12 protein-coding genes and 4 pseudogenes are annotated in these 22223 nt (G+C 65.5%); 3 read left to right on the forward strand and 13 right to left on the reverse strand.

Features of this window, described 5'->3' with window-relative positions:
* Window positions 1-74: 74 nt before the first annotated feature.
* Together A2G06_11780 and A2G06_11785 are read right to left on the reverse strand one after the other, a co-directional pair.
* Window positions 75-883: pseudogene (locus A2G06_11780) on the reverse strand (acyl-[acyl-carrier-protein]--UDP-N-acetylglucosamine O-acyltransferase).
* Window positions 873-2243, reverse strand: coding sequence for a replicative DNA helicase (locus A2G06_11785; protein ANA40838.1), 1371 nt, complete (start codon window positions 2241-2243; stop codon window positions 873-875). The pseudogene A2G06_11780 and the gene A2G06_11785 overlap by 11 nt, the downstream one beginning before the upstream one ends.
* Before the next feature lie 131 nt (window positions 2244-2374).
* On the opposite strand from A2G06_11785, the gene A2G06_11790 reads away from it, so the two are divergent.
* A complete protein-coding gene (locus A2G06_11790) occupies window positions 2375-3190 on the forward strand; it encodes a DNA-formamidopyrimidine glycosylase (GenBank protein ANA40839.1) in 816 nt (271 codons plus the stop codon).
* Window positions 3191-3236: 46 nt separating this feature from the next.
* Here the strand turns inward: A2G06_11790 and A2G06_11795 are convergent, their stop codons facing one another.
* The gene (locus A2G06_11795; GenBank protein ANA40840.1) at window positions 3237-3416 is read right to left on the reverse strand and encodes an SAP domain-containing protein; all 180 of its coding nucleotides are present in this window, start codon (window positions 3414-3416) and stop codon (window positions 3237-3239) included.
* Between the two features lie 384 nt (window positions 3417-3800).
* Here A2G06_11795 and A2G06_11800 point away from each other — a divergent pair.
* Together A2G06_11800 and A2G06_11805 are read left to right on the forward strand one after the other, a co-directional pair.
* Window positions 3801-5425 (forward strand): annotated as a pseudogene (locus A2G06_11800) (fumarate hydratase).
* 121 nt (window positions 5426-5546) lie between these two features.
* Window positions 5547-5942 (forward strand): acyl-CoA thioesterase, encoded by a 396-nt coding sequence (locus tag A2G06_11805; protein ANA40841.1) that lies wholly within the window; start codon window positions 5547-5549, stop codon window positions 5940-5942.
* A 13-nt stretch (window positions 5943-5955) separates the two neighbouring features.
* Here A2G06_11805 and A2G06_11810 read toward each other — a convergent pair whose 3' ends face one another.
* The 10 genes and pseudogenes from A2G06_11810 to A2G06_11855 all read right to left on the reverse strand — a co-directional run bounded on the left by A2G06_11810 (window position 5956) and on the right by A2G06_11855 (window position 22223).
* Window positions 5956-8898: a hypothetical protein gene (locus A2G06_11810; protein ANA40842.1), complete on the reverse strand. Its 2943-nt coding sequence runs from the start codon at window positions 8896-8898 to the stop codon at window positions 5956-5958.
* A 71-nt stretch (window positions 8899-8969) separates the two neighbouring features.
* On the reverse strand, window positions 8970-10235 hold the full coding sequence (locus A2G06_11815; protein ID ANA40843.1) for a glycoside hydrolase: 1266 nt from the start codon (window positions 10233-10235) through the stop codon (window positions 8970-8972).
* Entirely contained in the window at window positions 10232-12115 is a 1884-nt protein-coding gene (locus A2G06_11820; protein ID ANA40844.1) for a hypothetical protein, read from the reverse strand. Before A2G06_11820 ends, A2G06_11815 begins: the two co-directional genes overlap by 4 nt.
* A 121-nt stretch (window positions 12116-12236) precedes the next feature.
* Window positions 12237-14233: pseudogene (locus A2G06_11825) on the reverse strand (phage tail protein).
* Window positions 14234-14248: 15 nt separating this feature from the next.
* Window positions 14249-16282, reverse strand: coding sequence for a hypothetical protein (locus tag A2G06_11830; GenBank protein ANA40845.1), 2034 nt, complete (start codon window positions 16280-16282; stop codon window positions 14249-14251).
* A 23-nt stretch (window positions 16283-16305) separates the two neighbouring features.
* A pseudogene (locus A2G06_11835) lies at window positions 16306-19663 on the reverse strand (hypothetical protein).
* A 19-nt stretch (window positions 19664-19682) separates the two neighbouring features.
* On the reverse strand, window positions 19683-20084 hold the full coding sequence (locus tag A2G06_11840) for a baseplate protein (GenBank protein ID ANA40846.1): 402 nt from the start codon (window positions 20082-20084) through the stop codon (window positions 19683-19685).
* A gap of 10 nt (window positions 20085-20094) precedes the next feature.
* Entirely contained in the window at window positions 20095-20391 is a 297-nt protein-coding gene (locus A2G06_11845) for a hypothetical protein (GenBank protein ID ANA40847.1), read from the reverse strand.
* 100 nt (window positions 20392-20491) lie between these two features.
* Window positions 20492-21148, reverse strand: coding sequence for a phage tail protein (locus tag A2G06_11850; protein ID ANA40848.1), 657 nt, complete (start codon window positions 21146-21148; stop codon window positions 20492-20494).
* Window positions 21135-22223, reverse strand: a complete 1089-nt coding sequence (locus A2G06_11855) for a hypothetical protein (GenBank protein ID ANA40849.1) — start codon at window positions 22221-22223, stop codon at window positions 21135-21137. The genes A2G06_11850 and A2G06_11855 overlap by 14 nt, the downstream gene beginning before the upstream one ends.

Genomic DNA, 22223 nt, shown 5'->3' on the forward strand with positions numbered 1-22223 from the left:
TAATGGTACTGACGGCCGGCCACCGGGGCCGGCCGGTTCCGGAGGATGAGCCGGGCTGCAGAGCGGGCGGCACGCTACTCCTTATCCTCCACATCCACGATCAGGCCGCGACCGAAACAGACGCCGCGCTTGGCCGACTTGATGAAGTCAATGAGGTAGCGGACATCGTCGGTGATGTGGAGGGAGCGCTCCACCTCTGCCAAGGCGTTCTGCATGTTGAGACCCGAGAGGAACAGGAGCTTGAAGGCATTTTTGAGCGCCCGGACGCGGGACTGGTCGAAACCGTTGCGCTTGAGGCCCACCAGGTTCAGGGCCTTCACCGTATGGGTGTCGTCCATGATGCAGAAGGGAGGCACGTCGCGGGACGTGCGGGACAGCCCCCGCATCATGGCAAAGGTACCGATGCGGCAGAACTGGTGCACAACGCTGTTGCCGGAGATGATGGCCCGGTCCTCCACCACCACGTGGCCTGCCAGCAGCACGCCGTTGACCAGGATGATGTTGTTGCCGAGCACGCAGTTGTGCCCCACGTGGGAGTTTACCATCAAGAGATTGTTGTCGCCGACCACCGTTTTGGTGCCGGGACGGTTCCCCCGGTGAATGGTGACGTGCTCGCGAATCATGTTGCCGTTGCCGATGATGGTCCAGCTCTCCTCCCCCTTGTAGCCGAAGTCCTGGGGATCGTGGCCGACGATGGCACCGTAGTGGATAGTGTTGTTCTCGCCGATCTGCGTCCAGGGGCCGATGACGGCGTTGGCCATCACCCTGGTGCCGGCGCCGATGGAGGAGTGGTCCCCCACGATGACGTTGGGGCCGATTTCCACGCCAGCGGCAATGGTGGCGGAGGGGCTTATGTGGCGGTCGGATGAATGTTAGTAGTCATGATGCTTCTCCAGATTCTCGAACTTGGTGAATTCGCCGTTGAACAGCAGGTTGACGGAGCCTATGGGGCCGTTACGCTGCTTGCCGATGATGATCTCGGCGTCCTTCTCGTGCCCCTTGGTGCAGGAGCCGTCGCGCTTCTTGCAATCATCGCAGTAGACGGCGTCGCGATACACGAACATGATCACGTCGGCGTCCTGCTCGATGGCCCCCGATTCCCGCAGGTCGCTCATCATGGGGCGCTTGTCGGTGCGGCTTTCCAGGCTCCGGTTGAGCTGGGAGAGCGCCACCACCGGCACCTCCAGCTCCTTGGCCAGGGCCTTGAGGGAGCGGGAGATTTCCGAGATCTCCTGCTGGCGTGACTCCTGGCTGGAGCCGCGCATGAGCTGGAGATAGTCCACCACGATCATGCCGAGGCCGTTCTCCGCCTTGAGACGCCGGGCCTTGGCCCGCATCTCCAGCACCGGAATGGCCGGGGTATCGTCGATGTAGAGCCGGGCCTTGGCAAGCTTGTCGGCCCCGTGGGTCAGCTTGTGCCAGTCGGTGTCCACCAGGTGGCCGGTCCGCAGGCGGCTGGCATCCACTCGCGACTCGGAGCAGAGCAGACGCATGACCAGGGATTCCTTGCTCATCTCCAGGGAGAACACGGCCACGGGCAGGGGCGAATCGGCATGGGCCGCGGCATACTGGGCGATATTGAGGGAAAAGGCCGTCTTGCCCATGGAGGGACGGCCGGCAATGATGATGAGATCGCCCGGCTGGAAACCGGCAGTCATCTTGTCCAGATCGTAGAACCCGGTGGGAACGCCGGTTACGTGCTCTTTCTTTTCGTAGAGGGTCTCGATCCTTTTGAAGGTATCCTTGAGGATGGTGCCCACCGGGGTGAAGGCGGGGCGGAGCTTGTTCTCGGAAATCTCGAAGATGGTCTTCTGGGCGCCGTCCAGAAGCTCGTCCACCGTGGTCTCCTCGTCATAGCCGCGGGTGACGATGTCGGTGGCGGCGGTGATGAGGCGCCTGGTGACCGACTTTTCCTTCACGATCCGGCAGTAGTAGGCGATGTTGGCGGCAGTGGGGACATAGTCCACCAGGGTGGCGAGATAGGCGCCGCCCCCCACCTCATCCAGCTCTCCCTTGCGCTTGAGCATGTCCGTGAGGGTGATCAGGTCGCAGGGCTCGCTCCGGTTGGACAGGTCGATCATGGCCCTGAATATCTTGCGGTGGGACTCGCGATAGAAATCGTCGGCCTCGATCAACTCCAGACAGCGGTTGATCGCCTCGTTATCGAGGAGCACGCCGCCGAGAATCGACATCTCGGCCTCAATGCTCTGGGGGGGAACTTTTCTCAGATCGACCGCGGACATGACCTGCCTTGGGAAGAAACGCTGGATGTGAGTCGGAGGAAGGGGTACTATACCCCGCGCCGCCGGTCCGGGTCAACCGTTTTGACCGGGCCGGCGGCGCGCCGGAATAATGCGGATCAACGGGAGGGTACATGCCGGAGTTGCCGGAAGTGGAGACAACCCTGCGGGGGATAGCGCCCCATGTGACCGGGCGGCGGGTGACGGCGGTCACGGCCCGGGCAGCCAAGCTGCGGTTGCCGATTCCCCCCGAGTTGGGCGAGCGGCTCACCGGCAGGGTCATCGAGGGGGTGGAGCGTCGGGCCAAGTATCTCCTCTTGCGCTGCGGCGACGGCACGGCCATCATCCACCTGGGGATGACCGGCACGCTCCGGGTCGCTCCGGCCGGCAGTCCGCCGGGAAAGTACGACCACCTGGACCTGGTCCTGGACGACGGCCGCACCCTCCGCTTCAGGGATCCGCGCAAATTCGGACTCGTCCTCTGGACCGGCAGCGACCCCCTTGCCCACCCGCTGCTGGCACAACTGGGGCCGGAGCCCTTCCCACCCCTGTTCAATGGGAGCTATCTCTTCGCGCGCAGCCGGAAGCGGAATACCGCCATCAAGCTTCTGCTCATGGACAACCGGATCGTGGTCGGCGTGGGGAACATCTACGCCAACGAAGCCCTGTTCCGGGCGCGCATCCATCCCGAACGCGCCGCGGGGTCACTCTCTGAGGAAGACTGCGCCACGTTGGCAACCGCCGTCGAGGATGTGCTGCGCGACGCCATTGCCGAAGGAAACGCCACCCTCCACGAATTCATCGCGGCCGAGGTCCCTTCGGGGTATTTCCGCATCGATCTGGCCGTCTACGGGCGAACCGGCAAAGTCTGCACGGCCTGCGGCACTCCCATCGCCCGGACCCGGCTCGGCAACCGCTCCACCTGGTTCTGCCCCCTCTGCCAGAAATGAGCACCACCGGCTGCGCCGGCTCGGCCGGGACGCAACGGGCGGACGGTCAGTTACAGTCGTCGCGCCAGAGACAGCCGTCCTGGCCGCACGAGTCGGCGCGGCCGGTCCCGTAACACGCGTCGTTCCCTTCATCCGACTGGATCGCCCGGACGAGTTCCGCCTTTTTCATGGAGCCGGCCTTGATCCCCCGCTGCTTGGCAATCTCTTTGACTTGCTGCATGTTCATCACTCTCATCCTCCCCATGGGCATGTTGTTTTCACCGCATTACATCACAGTACCAGCCGTGTATTGCGGCACCATCACAACGTGATAACGATATCAGGAAATCAGTCCGCTGCAACCGCGGCTCAGCGCCCCCTGTTTCGCGGGCAGGGCGTCGATCTCCTGGGAAACCTTATCGTCACATCTGAAAAAACATTTAATTGTTTCATGAAAAATTCCGCATTTTACTCCCTTGCACTTTCTTGCTCGACAAACTGAGAATTTTTCAATAAAATCCCGCCGTATACTGTATACACTTACGCGGACCACATGGCCCGGGGCGCATGACGATTCCCGCCCGACCCTGCATTCCCGGCCGTCAGCCCATGATCGAAAGGAGAGCACGCGATGTCCACCAAGCCGTTCGTCTACCAGGACCCTTTCCCCCTCGGCAAAGATGAGACGAAGTACCGCAAGATCGAGGGATCCGAGAAGCACGTCACGGTCGAGCAGTTCGCCGGCAAGGAAGTGCTGCGGGTCTGCCCCGAGGCGCTGTCCATCCTCGCCAACGAGGCGATGCGCGATGTATCCTTCCTGCTGCGCCCCGAGCACAACGAGGCAGTAGCGAAGATCCTGCGCGACCCGGAAGCGTCCATGAACGACAAGGGCGTGGCCCTCGCCTTCCTGCGCAACGCCGAGATCTCCGCCAACTTCGAGCTTCCCATCTGCCAGGACACCGGCACCGCCACCGTCATCGCCAAGAAGGGCCAGCAGGTCTGGACCGGCGGCAAGGACGAGGAGTATCTCTCCAAGGGGGTCTACAAGACCTACACCGAGGAGAACCTCCGCTACTCCCAGACCGTTGCCCTCAACATGTACGACGAGATCAACACCGGCACGAACCTCCCGGCCCAGGTCGAGATCCAGGCCGTGGACGGCGATGCCTACAAGTTCCTCTTCATGGCCAAAGGCGGGGGCTCCGCCAACAAGACCATGCTTTTCCAGGAGACCAAGGCGCTGCTCACCCCCGAGAAGCTTGAAAAGTTCCTCGTGGACAAGATGAAGTACCTGGCACCGCCGCCTGCCCGCCCTACCACATCGCCGTGGTCGTGGGCGGCTGCTCCGCCGACCAGTGCATGAAGACCGTCAAGCTTGCCTCGGCCAAGTACCTGGACGCGCTCCCCAGCCAGGGGAATGAGCACGGCCAGGCGTTCCGCGATGTGGAGCTGGAGGAGAAGCTGCTCCAGGCCGCCTACAAGCTCGGCATCGGCGCCCAGTTCGGCGGCAAGTACTTCGCCCACGACGTCCGGGTCATCCGGCTTCCGCGCCACGGCGCTTCCTGCCCCGTGGGGATGGCGGTCTCCTGCTCCGCCGACCGCAACATCAAGGCGAAGATCACCAGGGACGGCCTCTTCGTGGAAGAGCTCGACCGCAATCCGGGCCGCCTCATCCCCGAGCAGTACCGCGGCAAGCACGAGCACGGCGTCAAGATCGACCTGAACCGCCCCATGAAGGAAATCCTCGCCGAGCTCAGCAAGTACCCGGTTGCAACGCCGCTGCTCCTGAACGGTACCATCGTGGTGGGCCGCGACATCGCCCACGCCAAGTTCAAGGAGATCATCGACGCCGGCAAGCCGGTGCCCGAGTACCTGCTCAACCACCCGATCTACTACGCGGGACCGGCCAAGACCCCGGCCGGCAAGCCCTCCGGCTCCTTCGGCCCCACCACCGCCGGCCGGATGGACTCCTACGTCGATCTCCTCCAGTCCAAGGGCGCATCCATGATCATGATCGCCAAGGGGAACCGCAGCCAGCAGGTGACCGATGCCTGCCAGAAGTACGGCGGGTTCTACCTGGGCTCCATCGGCGGCCCGGCCGCGGTTCTGGCCGAGGAGAACATCAAGAAGGTCGAGTGCATCGACTTCCCTGAACTGGGGATGGAAGCGGTCTGGAAGATTGAAGTGGAAAACTTCCCGGCCTTCATCCTTGTGGACGACAAGGGGAACGACTTCTTCAAGCAACTGGGTCTGTAAGCACTGAAGCCCACCACGCCCCCGGCCTCCTGCGGCCGGGGGCGTTTTTGCGCGTATCGGTCAATGGTAGCGGGCCCGTGTGCCGGGGCGCCGGACGGACGCAGACAAAGGATCAGGAACCATGCAAGTCATCGACGACGGCCGCTGCTTCATCTGCGGCAAGGACAACCCCATCGGACTCAAGGCGGAATTCGTCACCGACCCTCACCAGCGGCGCGCCGAGACGCGCGTTCGAATCCCGGAGGTCTTCCAGGGATGGCAGGGGGTGACCCACGGCGGCATCATCTCGGCCCTGCTGGACGAGATCTGCGCGCAAGCCTGCATGGCGAGCGGACTCCAGATAGTGACCAGCGAACTGCGCCTCCGCTACCGCGAACCGGTACCCACCGGATCAGAGATAACGGTAATCGGCCAGGTGACGGGCGAGCGGCGCCGCCTGGTGGATGTGAAGGGGTGGGTCGAACTGGACGGACGGGTCATGGCCGAGGCCGAAGTGACCATGTTCCGGGTGGGGTAATCTCTCCGGCCGATTACTCCTTCAACTGTTTCTTCAAACTGTCGCGGTGTTTCTCGTACGCTGCGATGTGATCGCCCTTCTTGATCTCCGACTTCTTCCAGTAGATGGTATCTTCGGCGTTTCCATCCAGAACCGGATTTTTGAAGAATATCCTGGCCGTGGCAGGTTGCTTGTCCTCTTTACGCTTCTTGTCGCTCTCCGCGCGGACCGCCGCGATGGCTGCCTTGAGCGTGGAGCCCGAGCTGCTGTTTTCAGATCCCCGGAGCATCCAGTAGTTTTCGGTCTCGTCGTCCCCCTGGAGCTGGTACTCAACAATGTGATCGATGTGGAACGTCATCTTCTCGCCGGCCCGATTGAAGCGGGGGCGAACGATATCCCGGTCGCTCATGCCGAGATCGGCGGCCTTCTTCCTGAGGGGCTCGCTCAGGTTCTGCCTCGCCCAGGATTCCCACTTGCCGACCTGACCTGTTTTGCGGTCCCTTTTTTCATGGAACAGCTTATCGGCCTTGGCCCGTCCCGTATAGAGGGTCTTGTGCTTTGCGCCCGCCCCTGCGTGCTCCTTGCATGAAGGGATGGGGAACGGCTTTTCATGGTAGAGGTCCCCTGCCCCGGCAGCTTTCCCCTTTTTCTTGACCGTCTTGAGATCCTGGGTGGGATTGAGGGTAGCCGCCACGATCCAGTTCTCGCCGCCGTCCCGGGCCTTGAGGTCCTTGAGGCCGTACTCCTTGCGGCGACGGATCGATTTCAAGACGGTATTGAGCTCGTCGAGGCCGATCCCGGTCTTTTCCGCATAGGCCAAGGCCTGATCCAGGGCCGTCTTTACCCGCCCCATGCGCGCGGCAACGTCGGTTGCAGGCTTGTCGGCCTTCTTTTCCGGCTCCTTCGTTCCCGGCTTCTTCCCCCTTTTTTCTGCCTCCGCCTGGTACTGCCGGACCGTTTTGCCATCGGCGGTCCGGGCGTTGGGGTCGGTAGGCTTTTTGGCTTTTTTGGGTCCTCCAGGCGTAACCCTGGCCTTTGCCGGAGATTGCTTCGGCGCCTCTCCCTCCTGGGCCGCCCCCTTCTTCGCCTGCTTTGGCGGTGGCTCCGCCGCCCTGGTATTCTTTTCCTTCCACGCCCCCTTTTTCTCCCCCTTGTCGCCGGAACCTCCCGTGGCCTTGTCGCTGTAGAGATCGGTCATGAACTTCTCAGCGGAAAACTCCACCGGCTTGAACTCGACAGAAGGTGCCTGGCCGGAGCCGAAGACGTAATCCACCGTGGCGCCTACGCCGAAACTGCCGCCCATGGGCCATTCCTTCCCCACCAGGGGCCAGGTCCACCGCTTGTCGGGCACAGGGGACCACCACGGGGCGTCGATCTCCACGAAAAGGTCGCCCGACAGACCCAGGAACGGCTGGGCCGCGATCTCCATGTCGCCCCGGATGAAGAACTCCCCCTTTTTATCCTCTCCTTCGGCACCTTTTTCCCGGTAGCCGATGACGGGTGTCGCCTCGGCGTACCCCCTGATCCCGGCCAGGGCGTTGACGCCGGCCCCGGCCTTGATGTCGTGGGACAGGATTTCGAGGCCGGCACCGGCCTCGCCCCGGAGCCGGAGACCGGCCGCGGCGGAGATATTGAGACTCCCCTGGACAGTGAAGTTCTGAGCCTTTTTCGGATCGGTGGAGTAGGTCCCCTCCACCACGATATTGTAGAACTTGGCCGGACCGAGCTTGGCAAAGGCACCCATCCCCACGTTGGCAAAGATGAAGATGTTTCCCACCACGGGAATGCCATAGGAGGCCCGGGCCTCCACCTTGAAGAGGTCCTTGTTGAAGTCCTTCTGGGGAAAGAGGATGAATTCCTTCTGGGGAGTGATCTTGCCGATTACGGTGAGGTTTCCCCGAGGATCAACGATGACGTGGGCTGTTCCGTTCAGCCAGTCGGTAAAGGCAAAGGTAAGGTCCCCCTCGCCGAAGACCACGTAGTCGACCTTGTCGCTACGCGGGCCAACTGTGGCCGCCGGTGCAGGTGTTCCCTCCCGGGCCGTGCCGGCGGCTTCGAGTCGGGCCGCCGCCCCCTTTTCCATGAGACGAAGGAGGACCTCGCCGGAAAACTTCTCCCCCGTGTAGCCGACCTTACCCTCACCCGTAATGGCCCGGCCGTCCCAGCCCACTGCCACGTTGCCGGAGAACCCCTTGGGCAGGGTGAGCCCCACCGTGGCCATACCGGTGACGATCCCTTCGGTGGACCGTTTCAACTCCAGGCTGCCCGAAGCGAGTCCCCGCACGGTCACCGCCGCGCTCCCTTCGAAGGTGATCGCCTCGTTGACCGCCTCAAGGGTGAGGGTACCGGTAAACGCCCCTCCCATCCGGATCTGCGTACCCTTGATTCCCAGGTGGAGGGCACCGTTCTCCAGGGTATTGATCGCTGAGCCGAGCCGGCTCAGGTCCAGGGCGCCGAGCCCCACCAGGTCGGGAGTCTTCCTGATCAGGGCGGCAAGATTCCCCTTCTCCCCGTCAAAGCCCACCCGGCCCCTGATCTTTCCGCCGTCGCCGACCGCCACAATGAGAGAGGGGGCGAGAGCACCCGTGAACAGTGGGTGAGTCAGGGGGATTGCCTGCTCCTGCACGGAGTAGCGTTCCCCGGCCCGGCGGACCTCCAGCGGACCGGCCGCGAGGCTGCCGAACCGGACATTGACGTTCCCTCGCGTGCGTTCCTTCAGGAAGCCGGCAATGGGCGGGGGCGGCACAAAGGTGGGCATCCCCTTCAGCTCCATGATGCCGGGGGCGGTTTCCCCCGTGGCATCGGCTGCGGTCGCAGCCTTGAGCACCTCTCCGGTTCGACGATTACCGATGGTCCGCTGGAGCTGACGGACCGGGCCGGCAGGCGTGCCGGGGCGTGCCGGCGACGAAACCGGAGCGGGTCGCTCCGGGCGCCTGGCTGTGTTGATCGGTTTCGGTCCGGCTTTCTGAGAAGTCATGGATGTCCCCGGCTACTGGTTGCTCCCGCGGGGAGAGCCCAGGATTGGAGAGTACAACGGCGACGGACCGGTCATGCCGCAGGCCAGATGACCCGTTGCCGCCCACGGCAAGGGTTTCGTGCTCCGCTGCCGTGACGGCGTACCGCCTCGCGGATAATGGCGGCATAACCGCTCGCAGCCCGCTCCATGGAGAACGATCGGGCAATTTTCTGCCGGCCGGCCCGGCGCATGGCCTCGGCGCGGGTACTGTCTTCCAGCAGTGCCAGGGACGCGGCCGCGAACCCGTCCGCGTCAGCGGCATCCAGCAGGATCCCGTCGCACCCATCCTCGATCACCTCGGGGATAAAGCAGCGCCGGGAGGCAATCACCGGCACGCCGGCGGCCATGGCCTCGAACAGTCCCCAGTTGGCCGCCCCCTCGAACAAGGGAAACAGGATGACATCCATGGCCTGGAGGTAGCGGACGAACTGGTCGTAAGGGACAAAGGGCCGGAAGATGAACTCCTCATCCGCCATCCCCTCCTGCCGCAGAGCGTGCCGCTTGAACGAGGAATCCCCCAGGTAGGATGCTTCGTTGCCGTAGATGCTCGCCTCATCGCCGACGACGAGAAAGTGTGCGTCGGGACGGACGGCTCGAATCCTGCCGGCGGCCCGGACAAACACGTCGAAGCCCCGCACCGCCTCCAGGGTCCTGCCCGCAAAGCCGATGACCGGCCCGTCCCCGGTTATGCCCAGTTCACGCCGCAGGGCCTCCCGGTCACCTGCCGGTGGAGGCAGGGCAAATCCCTCCATCCGGACCCGTACCTTGCTGCGCAGCTCGGGTGGAAACAGGTCGCGGGCGTAGGCGGAGGGAACCACGCAGAGATCCGAATGGATCACGCTGGAATGGATAAGAGAGCGCAGGGCCACGTCCATGAGGCTCTGGGGATACCGGCCCGGGAATTCATCCCGGCAGAAGGCCGGATGGTATCCGGGCAGCTCCACATAGGAGACCACCGGGATATTGAGAATCTCCCGGACGAACAGGGTTGCCCCGAAAGATGCATGCCCCACCACGGCGTCGATGCCGGTGGAGGCATGGATGTGCGCCAGGGCCTCCACGATGGCCTTGCCCCGGCGCGCCCCCTCCTCGATGCAGCGGGTGTAGTAGGTCCCCGACAGGGGCGATGCCTCCTCCCCGTACCCGTAGTAGGCGACGGGCGGATTGTCCCGGCGGATCTGCCCGGTGAACGCCCGATCCACCAGAAAGGCACACTCCCACCCCCTTTTCCGGGAAAGAGCGTTGGCTATCCCGGTGAACTGGTTCGGATGGGAAGGGTGGACGAATACAACGTTCATCGTATTTTCGCCAGTTTCCTGGCCGCGTCGATGAAGCCGCGCGCCCGTTTGGGATCGCCGCCCAGGGCGGTTGCCACGGCATCGACGGAGGCGGCCGCAAGATCGGCAATGGTCGAGATGCCGGCTGCCGTCAGTTTCCCGGCCATGGCCGGCCCGATCCCCTTCACGTCCGTCAGGTGCGGAGCCTGCGTGCCCTTGCCGTGGGGAACGATCACCGTGGGGGCTTCCACTGTTCCGGGACCGCTCATGATCGGGCCATGAATGGTTACGCTCGGAATGGTCATGGTAGGGATAGTGGGCACCGTGAGCGTCGGCGCGGTTATGGTGAAGGTCGGCTGGGTCAGGGTAAACGTGGGCCGCGTCAGGGTGAAGGTCGGCTGCGTCAGGGTGAACGTGGGCGACGTAACCGTAACGGTTGGAGATGTCACGGTTATTGTCGGCTCCGCAGCGGCAACGGCCGGGATGGCTACCCAGCGCAGGGACAGCGTGCGCTGGCCGACCCCCGGTGCGGAGAACATGATGTCGAAGCTTCCGACGTCCTGGTATCTCAGCACCCGCACCGTGACGAACGCCGTCTGGCCGGCATAGCGGAGGACCGGACCGTATTCCACGTGCTCGCCGTAATCTATGCCCACCTGCACGCAGAAGAGATTATCGTCGAACCCGGAGGTGACCCGCGCCGTGCCCACGCCGTCGGAATTGGTCGTGATGGAGATCCGCCCCGTTCGGGCCGAGGCCCCTCCGCCGCCTGCGGCGCTGATGGTGATCTTCTTGCCGGCGGGATCGGCGGCCAGGGTCACATTCTGTCCGGCTGCCAGGTCGATGGCTGCGCCGGGATTGACGACAAGGCTGCCGCCGTTCACGGTGAGCCCTGCCAGGGAGCGGTTCCAGCGCATGGCATTGGCGTTGGAGACGTGCTTATCGCAGGTGGTATCGTCACTGGCGGGGTCGACACAGGCCGGACCGGTCTGCTCGTGCCGGGTGTTGTGGGGGTTGCCGGTGACCCCCGAATGGCTCTCACCGATCGTGATGGTCCTGGCGGTGGTGTTGGGCGTGATCTGGACGGCGTTTGCCGCCACCAGGTCCACGTTGCCGCCCGGGCTCTCGACCCCGTCCACGCTCTTCAGCGCTCCCACCTGGGCCGCGGTGGTCATGTGGGGATTGCCCAGGTCGGTCAGGTGGCGGCGGATCATCTCGAAGAGTTCGGGATTGGTGTGCACGACGATGTTCTGGATGATGTCCGGGGTGCCGCTCCAGACCCCTCCCTTGCGGATCACCAGGGCCAGCGGCACCCGGCAGGGCTCCCCGCAGGCAGGGCAGCCGGCCAGGATGCGATCGAAGTGGGCCTTCAACAGCGCCCGGATGTCCGCCCGGCCGGCGGTCGTGTCCGTGGTGAAGAGTCCGGACCAGGCGTCGTCAACCGACGGGACCGGGCCATCCCATTTCTGCACGGCCAGGGAAAAATCCTCCCGCACCCGGCTGTAGCAGCAGGTTTCGCCGCAGGCGTTGCCGCTGTCGGCCATGGGGGCCGGAGCCGGCTCCATGCGGCAGTCCTCCCGGCTCAGCCAGAGACAGTAGGCCGTGACATCCGGGGCCGGCTCGAAGGTGACGGAGGAGGGCCTGTCCACCACGATCTCCCGGCCGGCACAGTCGATGGCCACCCCTTCGCCGACACTGAGCGTGACGGTCTTTTTCGACTCGTCCCAGGAGGCGGTCACCTCCAGGCCGCAGACCGCTCCTGTGCCGAGCACCATCCTGTTGATCAGGTGGCGCTTGCCGTTCAGGTAGGACTGCTCCATCTCGAAGTCCCGGACTGTCATCAGCTTGCCGTAAAAATAGAGGTTTCTCTGGAATGGGCTCAGGGTGCGGTCGTTCGACATGGCGTCCTCCTTTTATGTATCCGTTCGTCAGGCAACATGACCCTCTCCGTTCAAACGGCCTGGCTCCGCTGTTCCGGGGCCCGCTCGTTCCAACGGCTTACGTCGCCTGCCGGTTTCAGGTTCACTCAAACAATGTATCCACACCCTGTCGCGCCCGGACCTGCGTCTGTCCCGCCTTCTCGCCGTCGGCCAGATAGGTCTGCCGGGCGAGCGACGAGGAGGTCTCCAGGGCAAAGAGGGGCTGGTTCAGGTTGGTATTGACCTCCAGATAAGTGTGCCCCCCCAGCCTGAACAGGGGCTCCAGGGCTACCACCGTGGCGCAGGTATGGGCCGGGCGCTCGCGCGCCACGATCCGCTTCACGGTCTCGATCCTCCCCGAGCCGCCCGGCTGAAGGAGAACCGTGAAGTGGTAGGGATCTTCCCCGAAGAGTCTCATGGTTTCGCGCCACTCGCTCCGGCCCCGGATGCAGTCCAGCTGGAACGCCTCCACAATCCACGGTTCCTTGCCGGTGTAAAGAGTGATGAGTTCCGCCAGTCCACCGCGGGTACCCCTAAAGCGGTACAGCTCATTGGCCCGGGCGATCAGGGTGCGCAGCCGTGCCCCGCCATCTTCGAGCCACTGGTCCGCATCGGGAAGCGCCAGCCACGAGGCGAGCCAGGGGAGGAAGCCGGCCGGCACGGCCCAGGGGTCGGCATAGCGCCGGGTCGTGAATATTTCGCGCTCCAGGTCGTAAAGGACGCTCTCGAACAGGGAAAGAAACCGCTCCAGGAAATCACGCCCCCGCTCGTCGTCCTGGAAGACGGCCGGAAGGTAGCGGAGATACGATTGTTTGGGAAACTGGAGACGGAGGCTCGCCACCGTGGGGGTGGCATGCCGGTCTTCGGAGACCAGCTCCAGGCGCACCCGCAGATACCGCCCCTCCTTCCGCTCAAAAAGGGCGTCGGCCGGATTTGACGGGAAGCTTAGCCACTCGCCGTCAGCCGGCAGAAGCGACGGATCGCGGCCGGTTTCGTAGATGAAGTAGGAAAGCCTCACCTGGGTCTTGGGGGGGACCGTCGCGTCCAGGGTCACCCGGTGCCAGAGGAGTCGGCCGTCGCCGGTATCGTATGAACGGGAGGTGTAGATGCCCGTTACCGGGCCGCTGCCGGTCCACGAGCCTGCCGGCGGATAGCGCCGGCGACGGGTGAGACGGGCCACCTCCCCATCCTCCAGGGCGTAGAACTCCCCGCCGGGACCGGAAAACAGCCGCAGGGCCTTCCCTTCGTACTCCTCCAGGGGGCTCCAGTCACCTGCCGACCTGACGGCATACATGAACCGCTCCCGATCAGAGACGTACCATTTGCCGTCGGCGTCCACCGCCAGACCGGCAGGCTCGAAGCCGAGGTCGTCCAGGCCGACGGTGCCCAGGAATCGACCCTGGTCGTCAAAGGTAACGATGGCGTTGAGCCCCGTGTCGAGGCAGTGGACCAAGGCCCTCCCGCCGGCCGGGGAGGGGGCCGGGCCCAGCGCCAGTGCCACCGGCTGCTTCAGCCGGTCGGCGCCGAAGGGGGGCACATGGGGTACGGATTCGCCATGGTGATCGAAACGCTGGATGCGCCGGTTGCCGGCATCGAGCACATAGAGGTTGTCGCAGGGGTCCACCGCCAGATCCAGGGGGTGATCGAACGTCCCCGGTCCGGTTCCGCCCGCCGGGTTCTCGGCTCCGATAAACCGGCGCACCTGCCAGTTAACCGTGGCAAAGACGCAGACCCGGTTGTTGTCCGTATCGGCCACGTAGAGATTGCTGCTCCCCAGAGCCATGGCCCGGGGTCCACTCAGTTCCCCTGCCCTGCTCCCCCTGCCGCCGAGGCAGGGTATCCGCTCCAGTCGGCCGGACATGGGGTCCAGACGATAGAAGCGCTCGCCGGCCAGCATGATCAGCGTTCCGCAGCGATCAGCCACCAGGCGTCGGGGCGGATGCGTCCCGCGAGCCCCAGACGGCGGTCGAGTCCGTGCACCATCTCGCCGGCCAGTGCCAGTCCGCCGTCTCCCACGGCCACCAGGCCGTTGGTGGCTGCCCCGGCGGCCCATGCCTCGCCGCTCGCCACATGGATTATGGTGTACTCGTTGTCTTCCACGCCGTGTCTCCCGTGTCAGTACGTGACGGTGCACCGGCCGGAGCGGGCAGTCACGTCCACCTCGTGCCGTTCGGAATAGACCAGGGCGTCCCGGTCTATCATCAGATTGCCCTCGCCGTCGGCCCGCGTGCACGTATCGCCCGAAAGCGTCGTCTCCAGCACGCATTCCACACCGCTCACCTCCCTGATGGCTGCAATGATCTCCGAACGGTAGACCCCTCTGCCAAAAGGCCACCCCGTCCCGTCCTCGCCCCCCTTCAATGGGTGAAGAAACGCCAGAAGCCGCTCGGCCACCCGCGCCCGCAACTCCTCGGGACGTACCCCTTCGCCGGCGCTGACCCGTGTTCTGACCGTCACCTGCGCGTAGAGGGGAGGAATCACCCTGACGCGGGTCGTCACCAGCCGGTGGCGGTCCAGGTGGTCGCACACCGCGCGCAGGAACCGTGGGCCGGGATACGGCCGCGGGGTAAAGGACCAGGGCACCACGACCACGGTCACCGTGGCCGGCACAGGACGATCCTCCGGCGCTTCCGGCTCCCAGAGGGGAAGCGCCCGGGCGCGGGCCACCCGGAGACCGGGGGTATTCAGCGCCAGATACTCGAAATCATCGGAGGTTATGGCCCGGTCCACCTCCCGCAGTTCCAGGGGAGCGCGGGCAATGGCCTCCTCGAGCGGCTCGGCGTCTCTGCCGCCGCTGGCGGACGCGTCATTGCGCGCGGCAAGGTCTGCCAGCAGGGGATCATCGAAGCGCCACGACGCCAGGGGCCTCAGGTTTCCCGCCGCGCCCCCGCCTGACAGATAGTCGGCCCGCACCCGAGCCCCCTCCGGCAGGACACGCCCGTTGCGGCCATCACCGAAAAGGATGGTACCGCCCGCCGGATCGAGCACGAAATGCCGATCCATGGGACCCGAGGCGTCCAGGTTGTCGCGTTCGGCCCACTCTTCCCAGTCCGTGCCGGTCAGGACCCTGACCCTGAGGCTCCCCTCCATGGCCGGCCGCCGGGCAAGGGGAACTACCTGTCCCGGCATGCCATTGCCCCAGTCGGCGCCGGATGAGGAGGCAAGGATCTCGTCCACCACCGATACCGCCTGGCGCGCCGTCACCGTATTGAGGCGGATGGAGTCGATGCGCGGCGGTATCTCGTAGAAGCCCGCCCCCTGCCGGGCGGCGGCGCGGCGGCATGCCGACAGACCCTCGGAAGGCAGCGGCACGGCGGTGATCTCTTCCGGCAGGCGACAGCGGATCATGGGATAGCGCGGTGCGGGCACCGTTGCCGGCAGGTAAGGCGAGGTGGTCGCCGTCATGTCGGCAGGCACTGAAAAGAGAATCTGTCCGGAGCGGGTCAAGCCGGTGGTGCCGTCCTCCAGCAGATCGAGCCGACGGTAACCGGTATCCGTGGAATACTCCCAGACCAGATCCACCGGGGGTACGGCGGCGGCCGGTTCGTCCCGGTGAGCACCAACGGGAGGCAGGTCTGCTTCGTAGAGGTCGATGGCGAGGCGCACCTCCCGCCCTGCCGGAAGCATCCGCTCAAAGGCGATGAGGAGCGTGCCCCCCGGTGCCGGCTGCTCGCCGAAGGCGGGGAAAAAGAGGGCATCGCGGGCATTGGCATCGGTGACATTGCGGAAGCCGCCGCCCCAGGCGCTGATGACGGCAGCGATCCGGTTGTTCAGCAGGAACAGGTCGTCCGTCGTCTCGAAGGGGAGGGGTTCCCCTCCCGCCTCGGCCGTGAGTCGTGTACCCCGCGGGATCATCAACTCGCGGCCGGCGGTGGACGAGAGGGTCAGGGCCACGGTGGCGGGCACTGCCGGAACCGGCCGGATACCCACGAGACGGAGGAAGGTCCGGTAGTGGTCGGGGGTAAGGCAGTTGAGCCCGTAGATCTGCATCTCCGCCAGCCAGGCGAAGAGCTCCACCAGCGTGATCCCCGGGTCCGATGCGTTGTGGTCGGTCCACGCCGGCGCGCGCACCGCAAGGCTCGCCACTGCCTCCCGCACCAGGTCGGCATATCGTTTGTCGTCAAGATCCGGTATCGGTACTATGGGCATAACGCTCTCACTCCCGCATGGTGCTATGCGTCGCCGGCCCGTGCCGCGACCCGATGGTCTCCGCTGGAAACGAGCAGATAGGGGTCCACCGGCCGCGTCGGCTCATCCGCCTCGCCAAGTTCCATCCGTCGTCCCATTTCATCGACGGCCGTTACCGCCATGCTCGCCACCCGATCAACCCCCTCGACCTCCTCCAGCAAGCGGTAGAGGTCCGAATGGCAGACCAGGCGGCCAAAGGGCCACCCTCCGCCGTCCCACCCGCCGGTCAGGGGATGGAGGAACCGCCCGAGAGCGGCAAGGGCCGCCGTCTCCACCATGGGGGCCAGGTCGAGACTACGGGGCACCAGGGCGGCATCAACCGACACCCGCACGTAGGACGGCCGGGTCACCACTGCATGGCAGGGGGCGGTCACCACGTTGGCGCCGTGACCGGCGATACTTTCCTCCACCCGCCGGCGCAGTGCCGCCGATGGGATGGGCCGGTCATCGGCCGTGCGCGGCACGATGATCACCGTCAGCCATCCCGTGCGGGTCATGCCCCGGTCATCGCACACGGGGAGGCACTTGACCAGGGCCATACCGGGAAACAGCTCCCGGATCAGGCTCTCGTAGTCCTCAACGGTAACGGCCCGGTCGCGGCGCCGCAGGCTATGGGGCCCCGCCGGTAGAGGGCGGAGATATCCTCACCCTCGACCCCGCCTCCGCAGGGGCCGGGATTGACGACCTTGTCCACCAGGGGGATGCCGGTCCGCATGCGGGCAATCGCCCCCCCGCCGAGGTTGCCGGCAGCACCTCCGCCGGTGCGGTAGCTGACCCGGACGTTGTTCGTTCCGGCAGGCAGCACCCGGCCCCTTTTCCCGTTGCCAAAGGAAACGATGCCGCTGCTCCGGTCGATGCCGTAGTGCCGGTCTAGCGGCCCCGAGGCCAGGAGGTCGTCGCGTCCCTCCCACCGCACCCAGACTTCGTTCACCCGTCCTTCCCGGTCAGTCACCCTGCTGATCCGGCCGGGAGCGTCTGCGGCGAGGCGATCCAGCTCTGCGGCGGAAATGAGCCCGAACTCGTTGACCCAAACCTGGTCGTCAAAAACCGGCTTTCGGGCAAGGGTGAAGCTCTGGTCCGGCAGCCCGTTCCCCGATCCCGGCCGCTCGTTCCTCACGGAGGTGAGCTGCAGGGCCCGGGCGGCATTGAGGTAGATGCCCCGGGCAATGGGGGGGCTGTTGGAGGGAAGCTGCCGCCACGACCGCCACCGGGCCGGATTGAGGGTGATCCCCCTCAGGTGGGCCGGTTTGCCGACGATGCGGGGGATGTTCAGGTAGCCGCGGCGCATCCGGTAGGGAAGACCGGCGCCGAGGGCCGTGGGGGCGTACTCCCCTGCCACGAGCACCGCCCGGAGCCAGTGGAGCCGCGTGCCGAAGAGCGGTGCCGGAACGCCCCCTTCGGGCACTACGAGGCGGACGATGCCGGCGCGGGTGAGGCCGGCTGTGCCGTCTTCCACGTCAAGCCTCAGCCACTGGCACGCTACGGCGTCGTAGACTTCCCACTGCACCCGGGGTTTGAAGTCGCGGGCATAATCGATTTCGGCCAGGTCCAGGTAGAGGCCAATGGGCCCCTTGGCCAAGGGGCGGTCGAACCCCGCGTAGAAGGCGGGGCGCAGGTCGGCCAGGGGGCGGAACGGCCGGAAGATCGCGCCCGTGCGCAGCACGGCAAGACCGTCGTCCCACTCCAGATTATTGCGCGTCAGGATAGAATCGGGCTCACCCATGGCCGAGGGATCGGTGCCGTCCCAGGAGAGGGTGATGCGCCCCAGGCGCGGCGGGGTGAAGCCGGCCGCCACGGCCTGGCCGTTCACGATCTCGAACTCCCGGCCATAATCGCCGGAAGAGAGCCGGACCCGGATCCACCAGTTCCGCTGGCCGCTCACTTCCACCTCCGCCATGTCGGCAGGGCAGGTGAAGGTCACCTCGCCCGTGGCCAGGAGGCCGCCGGTGCTGTCGGCCACGTCGCTGATGGCACACCAGCCGGTCCCGTTCCAGTACTCCCATGACAGGCCCGGCCCCGGCGCGGCAGCACGGCCTGACCGGTAGCTGACCACTCCGGCCTTGTCGTAATAGGCCTTGGCCGTGGCTTCGCGGATATTCCTGGCCCGGAGCAGGTAGGAGGAAGCCGGGCGAGCGCTGCCGGGAGCCCGGATTATCCCGGCAACCTGGGCGTCGGACCGGGACAGGAGTTCACCGGCCGTGGCGATGCCCGCTCCCCTGAGCCGGGCCGAGAAGACGGCGCCGATCCCCTGGACCCGTTCGATGGGCACGTCAAGGTCCGTGGCGCAGGTAATGCGGAGGGTAATCCTGGCCCCCCTCTTGGAGAAGACCTCCCGGCTTGCCAGGTGGAAGGCGGCCAGTGGCATGGGCTTGTCGCCGAAGGGAAGGAGGTTCCGGATGAAATCGCCACCGGCAGTCACGGTGAGGTCCTGGGGAACATCGCCGGCAAAAGCCACGTCAGGGTGAATCACCGCGGTGGGAAGCGACCTGGTGCCGACCCCCACCACGGTGCGGAGCACGGCGTCCTTGACCCGCGCCAGGGCAGTCGTGCCGTCGGCACCTACCTTCGGCACCCCCTTGAGCCAGATGCCGTCGATGCCGTTCACCACGCACCGGCCCAGCTCCGGCCGACCGGCCCCGGTGGAGAGAATGAGCCTGCGACGGCACCATCGAATCTCGCCTCGAACAGCGTCTCCCGGCCGTCGGCATCGGTGTAGCTCCAGGCAACCTGGTCGGCCAGCGCCCGCGGCACGCCGGACAGGTGGATCTCCACGCCGCTCCGCACGGTGAAGAGCCCGGTCTGCCGCAGATAGAGGGCATGCTCCTGGAGGTTCTCGGTGCCGTGGAAGATCGTAAAAGAGCTTGCCGCGGTCCACGCCTCCGTGTGGCCGAAGACCTTCTCCCTCCCGCCCGCCGTATCGGGGATGGTGCTGTAGAGGGCCGCGATCCTGCTCGGCACGGCCAGCACGTTCTCGTCGGTTTCGAAGAGGAGTTCCGGGTGGTCCGCGGTCTTTTCCGCCATGACCTGGGTACCGGCGACGACGAGGGCGCTTCGGTCCGCATCCTTGGCCAGGGTGAAGACCACCACGGTTTCGGCCGGCCGGGGCGGCAGGAGCCGCATCCCCAGCACATCCAGAAACGCGGCCAGATGGCGCTCGGGCACACGGTTGAGCCGCTGGAGCACCTCCACCACCATGTTGCCGAAGACGCCGGCCAGGGCACTTCCCGCATCGCCGTCGACACCGCCGCTCCACTCGGGCACATAGAATGGCGCGGTGGCGCGAATCTTCTCGACCACATCCGCGGCCGTACGGCCGTCTATCAAAGGGAGATCGGCATTCATGGCAGTTCGCACCTCGATGTCACGCGCTTTCCTTCAGATAGAACGGGTACACCAGGTTGAACCGGGTGTTGGTGCTCCGCACCCGGTATTCGATATCGATCAGGAGCCGTCCCTCGGCCGCCTCCCGGGGTGAGGCTGTCACGGCCAACAGCTCGATCCGGGGTTCCCACAGGATAAGGGCCTCCTTCACCTCGTTCTCGATCAGTCCCAGGGTGGTGGTGTTGATCACCGAGAAGACGCGGTCGTGGATGCCGCAGCCGAAATCGGGGCGCATGACCCGCTCTCCCCGGGCCGTGCCGAGGATGATGCGGATCGACTCCGCGATGTCCTCTTCGGCCGAGGAAAGGATCATGCTGCCATCCGCACCAGCCGTCACCGGGAACTTCCATCCCGTGCCCAGGAATTCTCTGGTCTTGGTCACTGCGCCCTCCCTATCCGATCATCACCGTGGGACACCCCAGGGTGATGTTGTTGGGCGGCCCCGACTCCACGATGGAATCCCCCTGCCGAGCCGCCGGCAGGCCGCCGATGAAAACCGTGGCGCTTCCCGCCGCCACTGTCCCCCCCACGTGGGGCGACGGCCCCGGATTCATGAGCGGGCAGGCGTGAAAGTCGCTCCCCGCCCGCCAGGCCGGCATGCCGCCGATGAGCACCGTGGCGCAGCCGGGCCCCGGCCCCAGGGGAGTGCCGTGGGATGTCATGTCTCCTGTCCGTGCCGCCATCGGCATGAAAATCTCCTTCAGACGTTTTGTTCGATCACACAGCCACCACTGGTTCCAGGGAGGCGGCGGGGCTCCCGCCCCATCTCCCCCGACACCGAGAAGGATGTCAGTTGATCTTCACCATGGACCCCTGGATGGTCATAACGGCCCCGGCCTTGAGGGTCATGTTGGCGTCCGACTGGATCTCCACCATCTGCCCCTTGATCGTGAGCTTCATGGAGCTCTCGATGCCGATGCTGTTCTGGGCCGAATCGATCACCAGCTTGTTGGAACCGCTCTTGTCCTTGATCTCGATCTTCTCGCCGCCGCCCGCATCGTCCAGGGTGATGGAGTGCCCCGCCTTGGTCCTGATCACCACCTTTTCCGCCCCGGACGTGTCGTCGAAGACCAGTTCGTGGCCGCTGCGGGAGGTGATCTTGCGGATATTGTTGTTGCCGTCGCCGTTGTCCCCCGGCGGGGTATCGGTGCCGTTCCAGAGGCTGCCGAGCACGTAGGGATGCTGCACGTCGCCGTGGTCGAAGGCCACGAGCACCTCGTCCCCCACCTCGGGGAGAAACCAGAGGCCGCGCCCCTTGCCGGCCATGGGGGTTACCACCCGGGCCCAGGTGCTCTCGTCGGCATCGTCCTTCCAGGGAAACCGCACCTTGACCCGCCCCATCCCCTCCGGATCCTGGTTGTCGGCGACGACACCCACCGCTACGCCCGGTGATTTCCCCTTCTGGTCGTCCTTGCCTTCCGCGTCGAGCAGATCATAGAGACCCAAGGGCGTTCCTCCTCACTTCGAAAGTGGTCCGGTAGCCCGAATCCCCCAGGCTGTGCCGCGCCCCCTTCACGTAGTACCTGCCGCTGAACCGCGTGCCGATCCCCTGGATGGCCACGGTAATCCCCGGCCTGAGCTCCGGCATCCCGATGGTCTCCCCCGTGCCGGTGATGAAGCCGTCATTGAGGCGATTGAGCTCGGCGCGGGCCAGGGCGTCGGCCTCTTCCCGGGAAAACACGGGCCGGTCCTCGATGCTGCGAACCACCGGCTCCCCCCCTGCCCCTGCCTGTTCCGCGCCGCTCACACCGCCGGCAAGCCCCTTCAGATCGGCAGCCGTAGCCTTCCCCTCGATACGCTCCTTGGTGGCCGGATTCCACCCCCTGACCCGCACCTCGCTCACCTGGGCGGAGGTGGACAGGCGGGGGGTGAAGCTGACGAGGGTGCGGCCCCACTGGAAAGTGAGCAGTTCCGTTTCCCCGTCCGTCGGGGTACGGAACATGAGGGCCTTGCCCCGGACAAACACCTCGAACCCCAGGTCCCGCGCCAGGCGCCGCAGGAACTCCAGGTCCACCTCGTCCTCCCCCTGCCGGATGCTCGGATGGACCGTAGCGGTTGCCTCCACCCCCGAGGCGTCGAGGCCGTTCAACCGGGCGATCTCGGAGGCGGCGTCACTGGCCCGGGCATTGGTCCGGGAGAAGTGGCTCTTGACCTTCTGGAGACCGTGGGAATGGTCATACCCCTGCACCATGAGCGAGGGGACGCCCGAATTCTGGAACGCGGGGGTCAGGGTATGGAGTCTCCCCTCGAAGAGGGGCTTTGGCGCCGGCACCGCCCGCCCCGTATAGCCGAGAAAGACCTTCACCTCCGCACCGGGCACCAGCTTCGGGTTATCGAGCCAGGTAAAGGTCTGGCTCCGGGGGTCGAGGGTCTCGTTGAAGGCCAGCGACACCATGGCCGGAGCATCGAGGGTTTCGTCCACCTCCACGCTCACGATCCCGTCCTGGGGGATCGTCTCGCCGTCGATCTCAACCCGGAAGCGGGGCGCATAGTAATCGAGACTGATCGTTTCGTCGGCCAT

Source organism: Geobacter anodireducens, from assembly GCA_001628815.1.
GTDB classification, from domain to species: Bacteria; Desulfobacterota; Desulfuromonadia; order Geobacterales; family Geobacteraceae; genus Geobacter; species Geobacter anodireducens.